At 66.1% G+C, this 12,934-nt stretch carries 15 protein-coding genes and 1 pseudogene; 6 read left to right on the top strand and 10 right to left on the bottom strand.

Annotated elements, in window-relative coordinates; translation table 11 throughout:
* Nucleotides 1–35: 35 nt before the first annotated feature.
* The 8 genes and pseudogenes from Mspo_RS12345 to Mspo_RS12315 form a co-directional block, all read right to left on the bottom strand.
* Complete coding sequence (locus tag Mspo_RS12345; RefSeq protein WP_159730160.1) at nt 36–344, bottom strand: hypothetical protein; 309 nt, start codon at nt 342–344, stop codon at nt 36–38.
* Between the two features lie 9 nt (nt 345–353).
* Nucleotides 354–950, bottom strand: a complete 597-nt coding sequence (locus tag Mspo_RS19925) for an RNase A-like domain-containing protein (RefSeq protein ID WP_244613426.1) — start codon at nt 948–950, stop codon at nt 354–356.
* Nucleotides 945–2,096, bottom strand: a pseudogene (locus Mspo_RS12340) (phage portal protein); the annotation flags it as partial. The pseudogene Mspo_RS12340 and the gene Mspo_RS19925, both read right to left, overlap by 6 nt.
* A 124-nt stretch (nt 2,097–2,220) precedes the next feature.
* The gene (locus Mspo_RS12335; RefSeq protein WP_159730287.1) at nt 2,221–3,549 is read right to left on the bottom strand and encodes a DNA-packaging protein; all 1,329 of its coding nucleotides are present in this window, start codon (nt 3,547–3,549) and stop codon (nt 2,221–2,223) included.
* The gene (locus Mspo_RS12330; RefSeq protein WP_159730156.1) at nt 3,503–4,078 is read right to left on the bottom strand and encodes a hypothetical protein; all 576 of its coding nucleotides are present in this window, start codon (nt 4,076–4,078) and stop codon (nt 3,503–3,505) included. The genes Mspo_RS12335 and Mspo_RS12330 overlap by 47 nt, the downstream gene beginning before the upstream one ends.
* A 537-nt stretch (nt 4,079–4,615) precedes the next feature.
* On the bottom strand, nt 4,616–4,909 hold the full coding sequence (locus tag Mspo_RS20290) for a type II toxin-antitoxin system RelE/ParE family toxin (RefSeq protein WP_368854808.1): 294 nt from the start codon (nt 4,907–4,909) through the stop codon (nt 4,616–4,618).
* A 23-nt stretch (nt 4,910–4,932) separates the two neighbouring features.
* Nucleotides 4,933–5,187 carry an addiction module antitoxin gene (locus tag Mspo_RS12320; protein ID WP_159730154.1) on the bottom strand — a complete coding sequence of 85 codons (255 nt, stop codon included), beginning with the start codon at nt 5,185–5,187 and terminating at the stop codon, nt 4,933–4,935.
* Between the two features lie 61 nt (nt 5,188–5,248).
* Complete coding sequence (locus Mspo_RS12315) at nt 5,249–5,746, bottom strand: YcgN family cysteine cluster protein (protein WP_159730152.1); 498 nt, start codon at nt 5,744–5,746, stop codon at nt 5,249–5,251.
* Nucleotides 5,747–5,888: 142 nt separating this feature from the next.
* On the opposite strand from Mspo_RS12315, the gene Mspo_RS12310 reads away from it, so the two are divergent.
* The 4 genes from Mspo_RS12310 to Mspo_RS12295 all read left to right on the top strand — a co-directional run bounded on the left by Mspo_RS12310 (nt 5,889) and on the right by Mspo_RS12295 (nt 9,641).
* Nucleotides 5,889–8,075, top strand: coding sequence for a transglycosylase domain-containing protein (locus Mspo_RS12310; protein ID WP_244613413.1), 2,187 nt, complete (start codon nt 5,889–5,891; stop codon nt 8,073–8,075).
* Nucleotides 8,076–8,081: 6 nt separating this feature from the next.
* Nucleotides 8,082–8,654: a DUF1214 domain-containing protein gene (locus Mspo_RS12305; protein WP_159730150.1), complete on the top strand. Its 573-nt coding sequence runs from the start codon at nt 8,082–8,084 to the stop codon at nt 8,652–8,654.
* Complete coding sequence (locus Mspo_RS12300; protein WP_159730148.1) at nt 8,651–9,244, top strand: DUF1254 domain-containing protein; 594 nt, start codon at nt 8,651–8,653, stop codon at nt 9,242–9,244. Before Mspo_RS12305 ends, Mspo_RS12300 begins: the two co-directional genes overlap by 4 nt.
* Nucleotides 9,245–9,344: 100 nt before the next feature.
* Nucleotides 9,345–9,641, top strand: coding sequence for a hypothetical protein (locus Mspo_RS12295; protein WP_159730146.1), 297 nt, complete (start codon nt 9,345–9,347; stop codon nt 9,639–9,641).
* Nucleotides 9,642–9,877: 236 nt separating this feature from the next.
* Here Mspo_RS12295 and Mspo_RS12290 read toward each other — a convergent pair whose 3' ends face one another.
* Nucleotides 9,878–10,960 carry an alkene reductase gene (locus Mspo_RS12290; RefSeq protein WP_159730144.1) on the bottom strand — a complete coding sequence of 361 codons (1,083 nt, stop codon included), beginning with the start codon at nt 10,958–10,960 and terminating at the stop codon, nt 9,878–9,880.
* A gap of 146 nt (nt 10,961–11,106) precedes the next feature.
* Between Mspo_RS12290 and Mspo_RS12285 the strand changes: the two genes are divergently transcribed.
* Together Mspo_RS12285 and Mspo_RS12280 are read left to right on the top strand one after the other, a co-directional pair.
* Nucleotides 11,107–12,030: a polyprenyl synthetase family protein gene (locus Mspo_RS12285; protein WP_244613411.1), complete on the top strand. Its 924-nt coding sequence runs from the start codon at nt 11,107–11,109 to the stop codon at nt 12,028–12,030.
* 112 nt (nt 12,031–12,142) lie between these two features.
* The gene (locus Mspo_RS12280) at nt 12,143–12,469 is read left to right on the top strand and encodes a cupredoxin domain-containing protein (protein WP_159730141.1); all 327 of its coding nucleotides are present in this window, start codon (nt 12,143–12,145) and stop codon (nt 12,467–12,469) included.
* 96 nt (nt 12,470–12,565) lie between these two features.
* Here Mspo_RS12280 and Mspo_RS12275 read toward each other — a convergent pair whose 3' ends face one another.
* Nucleotides 12,566–12,805, bottom strand: a complete 240-nt coding sequence (locus Mspo_RS12275; protein ID WP_244613409.1) for a hypothetical protein — start codon at nt 12,803–12,805, stop codon at nt 12,566–12,568.
* Between the last annotated feature and the right edge of the window lie 129 nt (nt 12,806–12,934).

The following is a 12,934-nucleotide window of genomic DNA, read 5'->3' as shown; positions in this document are numbered from 1 at the left end:
AAGCCCAGGCGCCCATCCGCGAGCCTCTTGGATAGCTACTCTGTTTCGCGCGACGCGAGCGAAGTTTCGAGCGCGGCGCGTATCAGGCCGAGAAATTTCTCGGCAGGGGCCGGCATGCCGAAGCCGCCGGATCCGGCGGGGCTCTTCGACCAAATGTCAATGAGCTGCTCGCGGCTATATTTTCCACTCAACAATTCGTCGAGATAATCCTTCGCGATCCGCATCTGCTCGGGCGTCAACTCGGAGATGCTCCCACGTATCGCGCTGTCCAACGAGTTATGAAACAGAAAGGTGTCTTGGTGAAAGGAGTTGGCGATTTCGTTGAAGGCGTCGGGGATCGTCATGCGCGCGCTCTATCGGTTGGCGGGGAAAGCGGATTGCACTCTATATCCGTGCGGCGATGTTACATCGTGCCTCAAGGCCACGGCAACGCCCCATGTGTCGCGAATTTCTGGCCGCCCCCGAACGCTAGGGACATAGGCTTCCTTGCCCGTGGGCGAATTGAACCAGCCATTGATCCGTTTGGGTTCGGTCACGCCGAGTTCGCCGCTCGCGACGAGATCGACAATTTCCTGATTTTGCGCGATCGTCGAATTGACGAGCTTTTGCGCGGCTTCGAGCGAAGGGAACGAACCGACACGCGGCGCGAGGTCGATCAGACCCAATTGAAAGCGCATGCTCTGGAGACGCCGTATCAAATACTCATCGCTCTTGCCGACATGCTCGCTGATGGCGTGTCCGCCATTCCCTTCCTCATCCCGCAGATCGATAAAATCGGCGATCTGCGTAACGAGCCCGCCCGCGTCGCTCACGACATTGGCGATCGTGTTCAGCGCGACCTGCGCGAGGTCGCCGCCGCCGCTCCCATCGCCGCTCGTCCACTGCCCGCCCTCGGGCGAGCCGGCGGAAACGCGCGGCTGATCCGGCGAATATTTCACCCGCTTCCCCATCGGGCCGTAGCCCGCCGCCTCGCGCTGCTCGTCCACGGTGAGGAAGGCGGCGGCGCCGATGCGGCTCCATTCGAGCGCCCGCTCTTTCGCCAGAGCGTCGATGCGGTCGGCGTCGTAATCGAGGCGGAAGGGCGAAAAGCCGGGCTGCGCCCAGGCGTGAAACGCCTTCTGCAAGCGTTGCACGAGCGGGATGATTGTCTGGCGCCAGAAGGCGCGATTGGCCTCCTCGTAATTGCGAAACGTATTGTCACCCGGCAGGCCGATGAGCAGCGGCGGCACGCCGAAGGCGAGCGCGATCTCCCGCGCGGCGGAGGCTTTCGTCTCGGAAAAATCCATGTCCTTCGGGGAGAGCGACAGCGCCTTCCAGTCGAGCCCGCCTTCCAGCAGCAGCGGACGCCCGGCGTTGAAGGCGCCGGAGAAATTCTCCTCCAATTCCTGCTTCAATCGCTCGAACTGCTCGTCGGTGAGATGCCCGCCGTCTGGCCCCGCATAGACCAGCGCGCCGGAAGGCCGCGCGCTATTGTCGAGCAGCGCCTTGTTCCAGAAGCTCGCCGCATTATGCGTGTCGAGCGCCGTCTGCGCGGCGGCGAGCGGCGCGAATCCGTAAACATCGTCGAGCGGATTGAACAAGCGAATATGCAGGATCGGCTCGACGCCGCGGCCCTGCAGCTCGTAACGCACGCTGTCGCCGCCCGCCGAATAGACATAGGCCGCGGGCCAGCCATTGCGCGCCGCGACGACGCTCATGCGATCGGGACGCAGGCAATAGGCCTCGCGCAGCAGTCCGTCGACGAAAGCGCCTTCCACATAGGCGTTGCCATAGAGCAGAAGATTGGAGACGAGCGCCTCGATGAAGGAGACGCTCGTATCGGACGGATTGGGCCGCTCGATCAGCCGCAGCAGCGGATGCTCGGGATTTTCGACGCGCCCTTCATAGGCGAGCCAGGGAATGGAGGCGCAGCCTTCCGCCACCATGCGCACGGCGCGATAGCAGACGGCGTTGCGCTCATAGCCCGCGCGCGTCAGCGCGACAGCGTTGCGCGGCGTCCATTGCGGCGCGCCCATGGAATGCAGCGAGAGCATGGCGCGCGAAGCCTTCTGCTCCGGCGCGCGCGCGCCGAACAGGCGGGAGAGGAATGAGGGCATTGAAGATTCCGTTTTTGAAATGGGCGGCGGGCGATCGGCGATAGGGAGTGGCATTCGGCAATAGGCAGTGGTTACTTTGACTGGCGACTGGCGACTTCCTATTGCCTATTGCCTATTGCCTCCTTCACAATCTCCGCATTCGTGGCTCGCTGGCGCGTGGGCCCAGCGCCAGCGCATGAACGGCCCACACCAACGCGTCGAGTCGATCGGGACTTCTCCCCGAGGAGAGGCCGTCGGTTCCGAAATCGCACATTTCATCCTCGAGTTGCGGAAAGGCGCCGACATGGCGCACACGGCCCTGCTCATAGAGCTGCGCGACGGGCGCCGCGCGCAAATATTTGCCGCGCGTCGCGCGCGCCTCCTTCACCGGCACGGAAGGGTCGGCTTCATGAATGACGGCGCGCACCATCTCGCCGCCCTGATTGACCTCGGCGATCAGCGCATCGGCCTCTATCCTGTGATAGAGCGCCACCGCGGCGCGCGCCCATTGCGCCGGACGCGCCGCCTCGAGCGTTCCATCCTCGAGCACGAAGAGGCTTTCATTCGCGATCCCCGCCGCGACGATGCCGCAACGATCGGCGCGCTTGGTCGAGGAGGCCGGCGGATCGACGGCGACGACGATACGCTCGAGCGGCGGCGACGCGGCGACGCGGGCGCTCTCCAACATCTCGCGCGACCACAGCGCGTCGGCGCGCTCTTCGACGATTTCGCCGTCGAGCTCCTGGCGGCCCAATCGCGTGCCGGCATATTGCGCGACGACGCTCTCGAGAAAGGAGGGCGCGAGATTGGCGGCGTTCTGCCGCGTCGTCGCGCGCGTCGTCACGACGCCTCTCTCGCTCATCAGCCGCTTCAGCAAAGGAATGGGCCGCGGCGTCGTGGTGACGATCTGGCGCGGCCATTCGCCGAGGCGTAGTCCGAATTGCAGCATGTCCCAGCTCTCCTCGGCGTAGCGCCATTTGGCGAGCTCGTCGCACCAGGCGGCGGAAAATTGCGGGCCGCGCAGGCTGTCGGGATCTTCCGCCGAAAAAGCCTGCGCGACGACGCCATTGTCGAAGGTGAGGCGCTTGCGCGAGGGCTCCCACAAAGGCCGCTCGCTTCGCTCATGCGCGGCGAGAATTCCGGAGACGCCCTCGATCATCACATCGCGCACATGAGCGGCGCTCTCGCCGACGAGCGCGATGGGCGACAGCGGCCGCGGCGCAAATTGCGGGCGTCCGCGCGCGACGGCGCGCACCCATTCGGCGCCGGCGCGCGTCTTGCCGGCGCCGCGTCCGCCCAATATCAGCCACACGCGCCAAGGCGCGCCATCGCCGGCGAGCAAGGGCGGCCATTGATCCTCGCGCGCGCAGAACTCCCAATCGGAAAGCAGCGTCGCGATCTCGCGCGCGGAAAGTCCTGCGATCAGCTCATCGAGCCGTCCCTTCGCCGCACATGCGCTCGAGGCGGCGAGCAAGCTCCTCGCGGAGTTCGGCCAATCGGCGGGGAGGCTCGTCGTCGAAAGCGTCTTTGCCACGCCCGTCCTCCTCTCGCGCCGCGCCGGCGTCTCGATTCATGCGCTTCAATTCGGCGAGGCTGCGCACGAGGCTCGCGAGCACCCGCGCGCTCGTCTCCATCGTCTTCGGCGCCGCCTTGGCGCCGCCGGTCGCGAGCATCGCTTCGGCGCGGAGGAACTCCCGCTCCACCGCTTCTTCGAGCCGCGCGATGAGGCCGCGCGAGTCGCTCTTGATCGGCTCCTTCTCGGTCGGCTCCTTCTCGGTCGGCTCCTGCGGAGCGCTCTCCCGCGCCAGCGCCGGCGCGCCGCTCTTGCGCCTGATCGGCGAAGGCCGCAAACGCCATCCCTCGCTTTCACGAAAGCTGCGGAATGCGCGCTCATTCATGCCGAGCATCGCCCGCACCTCGGCGAGCGGCGTGACGCCGGCGTCATAGAGAAGCTTCGCCTGCGCGACGGTGTCGGGCGAGAGCGCGTCCTGCTTGCGCGCCATGCGTCGGCCTCCATGCTATGCGCAAAAGGAGTGGTTGCGTATTTGACCAACCACGCGAGAATTACCTAGGCTGCCTACTGTTTTAATAGTCGGAGGTCGGCAAATGCGAGGGGCGGCTACAGACACGTCGGCCAATGTTACTGGAACGGCGAAGCAGGTTCCTAACGTCTCTTTTCAGGCGTCTCTGTTGAGACTTGCGGACTAACGGTCGCCTTGCTCTCAATAGATTTATCGAAAAGGTTGGCCAACTTATCGATCGCGTCGATGAGCTGATCGACTTTCGTCTTCGTTTCGTGCTTGGCTTCACACATTGCCTTTACAATTTCTTAGGCTGAGGCTTCTTTTCGCCCGCGGGAGGTCCAACTGACGGCTTATGCCGCGCAAACTTCTTCAGAGCTTCGTCGAAGCTCGCGAAGGCTTTGTCACGCGCGGGCAGCCTACGCGCGCTAGCGTTGCTGGTGATCGTGAAGGCTCGCGGTCCAATCTCGGGCCCCGCCTTCCCTCGCGCCAAGCGCAATTGTGGAGCATGGGACTTGTCTATAGGATCAGCGTCCCACAGTCAAGGAATATTTTCACATATCTGCTCAGGCGCGAAAATCGTCGCGGAAACGATCGATCTGATGCATGCGCTCGGATGTCGCCGTTCGACAGCCTTCGCCAATAGACGACATGCCGCGCGTATCGAAAGAAAAACCCATCGACGCCGAACTCCGCCGGAACGGGCCTCGACATCTCCCCATGCGTCTCGATCTTGTCGAAGGCGTCGAAGAGTCCGCGAATGTAGCGATCCGCCTGCTCGTTTCCCCAGCGGTCCCGCGTGTATCGATAGATCTCGTCGAGACGAAAAGAGACGGTCAGCTCCGGTTTCGCGCGATCACCTCATCCGCGGACAGCGTCGCATAAGCGGCTTCCGGCGTGGCGAACGCATGAGCGAGCTCGGCTTTCAGCCGCTCGAAAGCGTCTTTCTCCGCCCGCTCCTTATCGCGGCGAATGAGATCGCGGATATATTCGCTGACATTCTCGTAGGAGCCGTTCTCGCCCACATTCGCAGCGACGAAATCGCTCAAAGCGCCGCTGACGCGGACGGTCATCGTCGTGGTCTTGGACATGGCGCGGCCTCTCGAAGCTCGTATGCAATATCATCGATATCGAATGCGCCGCAAGCGCGCCTCACGCCACCCGCCCCTTCTTGCGCCGCGGCCAGCGCTTGGGCCACAGCACGATGAAATTGGGCAGATCCTCGGTCTCCACCTCCTCCTCCCGCGCCGCCACGCGGCCGCGCACGGAGACGCCGGCTTCGCGCACGCTGTCGGGATCGCCGGTCAGGAGCGGATGCCAGTCGGGCAGCGGCTTGCCTTCGGCGCGCAGGCGATAGGCGCAGGTGGGCGGCAGCCAGGCGATCGCCTCGAGCGCCTTCACGGTCAGCCGCACGCAGTCCGGCACCTTGCTCTGGCGGCCCGCATAGTCTCGGCAGCGTCCGGTGTCGCCGTCCAAAAGGTCGCAGCCGACGCTCGTGTGATAGATTTCCCCGCTGTCCTCATCCTCGAGCTTGACCAGGCAGCAGCGCCCGCACCCGTCGCAGAGCTTCTCCCATTGCGACCGCGTCAACTCGCCCAATGGCTTCGTCCAGAACGGCTCGCCCGTCTCTTTGTCTCCCTTTGTCGCCATACTCTGTTTTCGACCCTCGTCCCGGGCGCAGCGCGCGCTTTATTCATCGTGCCGGCCCGACCATCGTCAAGGCGGCTCGAGGAGTGCTATCATCCGCTCCCGGTTCGCATGATGCCCGGATGGGCCAAAGGGAGCGGCGCAATTGCTCGAACCTATTCGATCCTCGCGCTTATACAAGCGGGCGGCAAGGCTTCTGCTGGCGCTCGACGCCTATATCGACTCCTGCCTCTTCGACTCGAGCCGCGGCGCCCGCGAGACCTACGAAAATTTCTCGGCCTTCATGAACCGTTTCCAGATGCGCGGCCTGCGCCGGGCGGCGGTGGAGGCGGGCTGCGAAACGCTTACGCTCGCGCTCGGCGGCGGCGTCGTCGCGCTCGCATTGTCGGTCTCCGCCATGCGGATGACCAGCGACGATTGGCTGAAGAAGCAGGACCTCTCCATCACTTTCCTCGATCGCTATGGCGCGGTGGCGGGACAGCGCGGCATCAAGCACGATGACGCGGTGCCGCTCGACCAATATCCCGATTTTGTCATCAAGGCGGTGCTGGCGACCGAGGACCGCCGTTTCTACGAGCATTTCGGCATAGACGTCGTCGGCACCGGCCGCGCGCTCACGGTGAATGCGCGTTCCGCGGGCGTGGTGCAGGGCGGCTCCTCCATCACGCAGCAGCTCGCCAAGAATGTCTTCCTCTCCAATGAGCGCACCATCACGCGCAAGATCAACGAGGCCTTTCTCGCGCTCTGGCTCGAGCAGCGCCTCACCAAGCAGGAAATACTGAAGCTGTATCTCGACCGCGTCTATATGGGCGGCGGCGCCTTCGGCATTCAGGCGGCGGCGGAATTCTATTTCGGCAAATCCGTGCGCGACGTCTCGCTCGCGGAAGCGGCCATGCTCGCCGGCCTCTTCAAGGCCCCCACCAAATATGCTCCGCATGTGAATCTGCCCGCCGCGCGCGCCCGCGCCAATGACGTGCTCGACAATCTCGTCGACGCCGGCTTCATGACGCAGAGCCAGATCGTCGCCGCGCAGCGCAATCCGGCGACGCCGATGGAGCGCAAGCGCGACCAGAGCCCGGACTGGTATCTCGACTTCGCCTTCAAGGAGGCGCAGCGTCTCTCCGAGGCCGGCAAGTTCGGCGACGATCGCGTGCTGACGATCCGCACCGCGCTCGATCCCAATGTGCAGAAGCGCGCCGACGAGGTGGTCGAGGAGAATCTGCGCGAGAGCGGACGCGCCTACCATGCGAAGCAGAGCGCCTCCGCCTTCATGGATCTCGACGGCGCGGTGCGCGCTATGGTCGGCGGGCGCGATTATGGCGCGAGCCAGTTCAACCGCGCGACGGAGGCGCTGCGCCAGCCGGGATCCTCCTTCAAGCCCTATGTCTATTTGACCGCGCTGATGACCAATAAATTCAAGCCGACGACGGTCGTCACCGACCGCCCGACCTGCATCGGCAATTATTGCGTCCATAATTACAGCGGCGGCTACGCCGGCTCGCTGCCGCTCTCGCTGGCGCTCGCCAAATCGCTCAACACCATCGCCATTCAACTGTCGATCGCCATCGGCAATGGCGATTCGCACGCCGGCCGCGCCAAGATCATCGACACGTGCCGACGCCTCGGCATCACCACGCCGCTCGAGGACACGCCCTCTCTGCCCGTCGGGCAGAGCGATGTGATCCTCCTCGAACATGCGGCCGGCTACGCCGCTTTCGCCAATGGCGGCAAGAAGACCATTCCCTACGCCGCCGTGGAGGCGCGCAACAGCCGCGGCGATATTCTCTATCAGCATGATCGCGACGCGCCGCCGCAGGAGCAGGTCGTGCCCTTCGAGAAAGTCGCCGAGCTCGACACGATGATGAAGCGCGTCGTCGACGAGGGCACGGGCGGCAGAGCGCAGCTCGGCCCCGGCGTCGACGTCATCGGCAAGACCGGGACCACCAATGGCTACAAGGACGCCTGGTTCTGCGGCTACACGGGCAACATGGGCGGCTGCGTGTGGTATGGAAACGACGACAACGACGCGATGAACAATATGACCGGCGGCACATTGCCGGCGAAGACGTGGCACGACATCATGGCCTTTGCTCATCAAGGAATCGCCATCAAGCCGATCCGCGGCCTTGCTTCGCCCGCGACCCTCGCGGCCGCGGCCGCCGCCCAGCCCAAGATCGTCGAGCTCGGCGCGCCGGCGCGGCCGGCCGCGCTGTCGCGCGGCGCTCTGGAGGCGCTCGGACAGATCGAAACGAAAATGAAGCGCGACGACGCCAGACCCGCCTCCGAGACATCGGAGGCGCCCTCCGCCGATAAGCGCGTCGAGCGGCGCTGAGCAGCCATGACAAACTACATCAGAGCCTTCGCCGTGATGATCGCGGGCCTTCTGCTCGGCTTCGCCATGACCGCCGTCTCGCTCGGCCTCGGCCGCGGCTTCGGCGCGTTGCACGCCGGACCCTGGACCGCATGGCCGCGACATGGCGGCGCCGACATCTCTCCTTACGCGCGCGCCGTGCTCGCGCGCTCGGGCGAGGCGCCGCTCGGCCGCGACGAGGGCCTCGCCTTTTTCGCCCCGGCCGATTCGAGCGGCGCGCCGCTCGATGGACGCTGCGACTATCGCGTCGCGGACACGGCGCCCGCAGCGCGCTTCTGGACGCTCGGCGCGGTGAGCGCCGCAGGCCGGCTCATCGACAATCCCGCCGCTCGCTACGCCTTCACCTCGAGCGAAATCGCGCGGCGCGAGGGCGGCGCCTTCGAGATCGAGATCGGCGCGCAGGCGCGTCCCGGCAATTGGCTGCCGGTCGCACGAGAGCCTTTCATGCTGGTTCTGCGCCTCTACGACACGCCGCTCGACGTCGAGTCCGCCCCCGATCCCGCGACATTTCCGAAGATCGTGAAGCTCCATTGCGCATGAAATTTTCCCGCGACTATCTCGACTGGCTGCCCTGGGCGCTCGCGACCGTCTGCGTCGCGGGCTCCGTTCACATCGTCTCCGTGCTGCTGATGCCGGAGGTCGCGCCGCGCAACGCCTTCGCGCGCTTTTCCGCCGCGGCGCGGAACGTCGAGACGACGCAGAACGGCGTCGCTCTGCTGCCGCGCGCCCTGCCCGGCGCGGAGGTCACGCCCTTCGAGGATGCGGCCTTCGCCGAGGGCGTCTGCCTCTTCGATCTGTCGAAAGGATTGATTCGCGTGCGCGCGGACTCCGATCCGGACGATTTCCTCGCGCTCTCCTTCCATGCCCGAACCGGCCGCATCTTTCATTCCGTGACCGACCGCTCGGCGATCAAAGGCAAGATCGACGTGCTCATCGGCGACGCGCGCCAGATCGAGGCGGTCGAGGGCGAGGACGAGGAGGCGCCGCCGCAGCAGGTGCGCGTGACCTCGCCGACGAAGCGCGGCTTCGTGCTGCTGCGCTCGCTCGCCAAGCGCCCGAGCGACCGCGACCGCGCCGAGCAGCGCCTGCGCGCGGTCTCCTGCGAGACCGTCGCCGAGCCGGAGAGCTGAATTCGCCTCGCTCCGCCGCCCACGAGACAAGTCGCCGCATTCACTCCGGCCGAGCGAGCCCCCACATCGAGAGTGGAGGCCGTTTCAGGAGGGGAAGCAGATGAGATTCGCCACAGCAATCATCACGGCCGCGGCTCTGGCGGTCGCCGCCGCTCCGATCGCGGCCACGGCTCAGACCGCCGCGCCTCCCGCCGCCGAGAGCGCAAAGCCGCAGGAAGGTCACGGCGGCGAGCACGGCGCCGACGGCCATGAGGGCGGCTGCTGCAAGATGATGCATGAGATGCATCAGATGCATGAGCAGATGATGGATCACATGAAATCCATGCATCAAGGCGGCCATGGCGGCGGCGAGCAGGGCGGCGGCCACGAGCACGGCGGCGCGCCCAAGGCCGAATAAGGCGATCCGGCCCGATAAGGCCTTTATTTCGCGAACTCTCGACGCGCGTCCCTTCTCCCACTCGTGGGAGAAGGTGGCCCCGCGAAGCGGGGTCGGATGAGGGCGCGAGCGCGGCGCGTTCTCTCCAGCGTCGGCTGTTTCACGCGGGCTCGGAGGCCCTCATCCGACCCTCGCTGACGCGAGGGCCGCCTTCTCCCGCGGAGCGGGCGAAGGGAGCGCCAACGAGCCCTGCCGCGTCACGCCGTCAGCGTCGGATAGTCCGTATATCCTTTCGCTCCCGCCGCATAGATCGTCTCGCGATCGACCTCGGCGAGCGGCGCGCCTCGGCGCAGACGCTCGACGAGATCGGGATTGGAGATGAACGGCCGGCCGAAGGCGATGAGATCGGCGCGCCCGCTCGCGAGCGTCTCCTCGGCGAGCTCCCGCGTGTAGGCGTTATTGGCGATATAGGCGCCCGGAAAGCTCTTACGCAGCGCGAGATAGTCGAAAGGCGCTATGTCGCGCGGCCCTTGCGTCGCGCCTTCGATCACATGGATGAAGGCGAGCTTCTTCTCGGCGAGCTTCTCCACGAAATAGCCGAACAGGCTCTGCGGATCGCTGTCCGACATGTCATGGACCGGGCTGACCGGCGAGATGCGCGCGCCGACGCGCGCGGCCTCCCATTCCTCGAGCACGGCGTCCACGACCTCGAGGCCGAAGCGCGCGCGATTCTGCGGCGAGCCGCCATAGGCGTCGTCGCGCCTGTTGGAGCCGTCGCGCAAGAATTCGTCGATCAGATAGCCATTGGCGCAATGGATCTCGACGCCGTCGAAGCCGGCCTCCCGGGCGTTGCGGGCGGCCTTGCGATAATCGGCGACGATCCCGGGGATTTCCCGAAGCTCGAGCGCCCGCGGGGTCGAGCAATCGACGAAGCCGGTCTCTATCGCCACCTGCTTCGTCGTGGCGATGGCCGATGGCGCGACCGGCGCGCCGCCGCCCGGCTGCAGCGAGACATGCGACACGCGCCCGACGTGCCAGAGCTGCAGGATGATGTGGCCGCCGGCGGAATGCATGGCGCTCGTCACCTCGCGCCAGCCGGCGACCTGCTCCGGCGAATAGATCCCTGGCGTGAAGGCGTAGCCCTGCCCCTGCTGGGAAATCTGCGACGCCTCGGCGATGATGAGCCCGGCCGAGGCGCGCTGGCGGTAGTGCTCGGCCATCAGCGCATTGGCGGCGTTGGTCCCATGGGTGGCGCGCCGGCGCGTCAGCGGCGCCATGACGATGCGGTTGGCGAGCGTCAGATCGCCGAGTTGAAAAGGTTCGAACAAAAGTTTCGTCATAGTCGCGATTTCCTTTTGGCCTCCGCCGCATGCGCGGCCCTTCCCCACTCGCCCCTCGCCCCTTGGGAATTGATCGCAAATTTGTTAGGTCCGGACCAGATGGAATGATTTTCTCGGGAAAGGGTCCCATGATCGGCGACGCAGATATGACCGACGACGCAGACTTCCGCCGCCGCCTCGACGAAGCCGCGAGCGCGACCGAGGCCACGCTCGCCGCCCTGCTCGGCGCGGAGCCGCTCGCGGGCGAGATCGCCCGGCCGGCGCGGCTCCTCGAGGCGATGCGCTATGTGGCGCTCGGCGGCGGCAAGCGGCTGCGGCCTTTCCTCGCGCTCGAATCCGCCCGCCTCTTCGGCGTCGAAGGCGAAGGCGCGCGCCGCGCCGCCGCGGCGATCGAGATGATCCATTGCTATTCGCTCGCCCATGACGATCTCCCCGCCATGGACGACGACGATCTGCGCCGCGGCCGTCCGACCGCCCATAAGGCCTTCGACGAGGCGACCGCCATTCTCGCCGGCGACGGCCTGCTCACCTACGCCTTCGACGTTCTGGCCGATCCGGCGACCCATGCGGACGCGCAAATCCGCGCCCGCCTCGTTCTGGCCCTCGCTCGGGCGGCGGGCCTCGGCGGCATGGTCGGCGGCCAGGCGCTCGATCTCGAGGCCGAGACGGCGACGACGCCGCTCTCGCAAGCGGAAACTCTCCGCCTCCAGGCAATGAAGACCGGCGCGCTGTTGCGCGTCTGCGTCGATTTCGGCGCCGTTCTGGGCGGCGCTTCGGCGCCCGTGGCGGCTGCGCTCGGCCGCTATGGCGATGCGCTCGGCGCCGCCTTCCAGATCGCCGACGATATTCTCGACGCCGAGGGCGACGAGGCCGCGCTCGGCAAACGCGCCGGCAAGGACGCCGAGCGCAACAAGGCGACGCTGATCGGCCTGCTCGGCCTCGACAGAGCGCGCGAGCGTCGCGACGCGCTCGTCGAGGCGGCGATCGCCGCCCTCGCCGAGACGGGGCTCGGCGAGGCGACGGGCGTGCTCGCCGAGGCCGCGCGCTTCGTCGCGCTGCGCAGCAATTGAGCGGCGCGATGAACAGAGGCGGCGAGGCGAACCGCGCGCGGCGGGCGCCGGAGCTGCGCGGCGGGCCGATCTTCCCAGGAGCCGAGCCGCCCGGCCATATCGATTGCCTCGTATGAGACAGCGCGCTTTCTTGTCGGCGGCGCTCGTTTCGACGGCGCTCGCGCTCGGCAACTCCTACGCGGCCGAGGTGCGGATCGAGAATTTCGCTTTCGCGCCGGAAAAGCTGACCGTGAGAGCGGGCGAGACGATCGTCTTCGTCAATCGCGACCAGGCGCCCCATTCCGTGATCGGAACGATGGGCGAGGATGAAATCTTTCATTCGCCCGAGCAGCTGGACGAGGACGAGACTTTCCGCGTCACCCTCGCGCGTCCGGGCGAAGTGGCGTTTCGCTGCGGCCTGCACTCTCACATGAGCGGAACGATCTTCGTCGTCCCGTAGCTTTCGAGGCGGACGCCGGCTTGCGAGCCTTTCAGGCTCGCACGCATCGCCGCCAGAGTGAAAGACGCGCGTCGCCGTCAAGCGACTCGCTCGCGCTCATTTCTTCGCCGCCTGCGCCGTCCAAGGATCGGAGAAGCGCGGCGACGTCAGCAGCGTCTCATCGGTCAGCGCTTTCAAAAAGGCGAGAAGATCGGCCTTCTCCTGCGGCGTCAGATCGATCTTGACGATCAGCGGGCTCTTTAGCGGATTGAGCGCCCCGTCGCCGGCGTGCGGGCCCGTCGCGATCTTGCGGCCGCCCCGCGCATAGATGTCGACGACCTCTTCGAGCGTCGCCACCGTCCCGTCATATGGTTTCCTGCTGATCGCCTCGGCCCTGCAAATACAATCCCCTCATCCTGATGGGTGGACGGCCCCCGACGGCATCATTGTGCCAAGCTGGCCGGTGATGATTCGAACCAGGCTGGG

The sequence above is a fragment of the Methylosinus sp. Ce-a6 genome (assembly GCF_009811655.1).
GTDB lineage: Bacteria > Pseudomonadota > Alphaproteobacteria > Rhizobiales > Beijerinckiaceae > Methylosinus.
Note: the sequence above shows the minus strand (reverse complement) of the source record. Positions and strands in the feature narration are given on the sequence as shown.

Coding starts and splice junctions, on each gene's coding strand:
- Mspo_RS12300 (WP_159730148.1), top strand. CDS start 8,651: ATGAAATTTTCCCGCGACTATCTCGACTGGCTGCCCTGGGCGCTCGCG.
- Mspo_RS12285 (WP_244613411.1), top strand. CDS start 11,107: ATGACCGACGACGCAGACTTCCGCCGCCGCCTCGACGAAGCCGCGAGC.
- Mspo_RS12315 (WP_159730152.1), bottom strand. CDS start 5,746: ATGGCGACAAAGGGAGACAAAGAGACGGGCGAGCCGTTCTGGACGAAG.
- Mspo_RS12305 (WP_159730150.1), top strand. CDS start 8,082: ATGACAAACTACATCAGAGCCTTCGCCGTGATGATCGCGGGCCTTCTG.
- Mspo_RS12290 (WP_159730144.1), bottom strand. CDS start 10,960: ATGACGAAACTTTTGTTCGAACCTTTTCAACTCGGCGATCTGACGCTC.
- Mspo_RS19925 (WP_244613426.1), bottom strand. CDS start 950: ATGGGGAAGCGGGTGAAATATTCGCCGGATCAGCCGCGCGTTTCCGCC.
- Mspo_RS12280 (WP_159730141.1), top strand. CDS start 12,143: ATGAGACAGCGCGCTTTCTTGTCGGCGGCGCTCGTTTCGACGGCGCTC.
- Mspo_RS12345 (WP_159730160.1), bottom strand. CDS start 344: ATGACGATCCCCGACGCCTTCAACGAAATCGCCAACTCCTTTCACCAA.
- Mspo_RS12330 (WP_159730156.1), bottom strand. CDS start 4,078: ATGGCGCGCAAGCAGGACGCGCTCTCGCCCGACACCGTCGCGCAGGCG.
- Mspo_RS12295 (WP_159730146.1), top strand. CDS start 9,345: ATGAGATTCGCCACAGCAATCATCACGGCCGCGGCTCTGGCGGTCGCC.
- Mspo_RS12320 (WP_159730154.1), bottom strand. CDS start 5,187: ATGTCCAAGACCACGACGATGACCGTCCGCGTCAGCGGCGCTTTGAGC.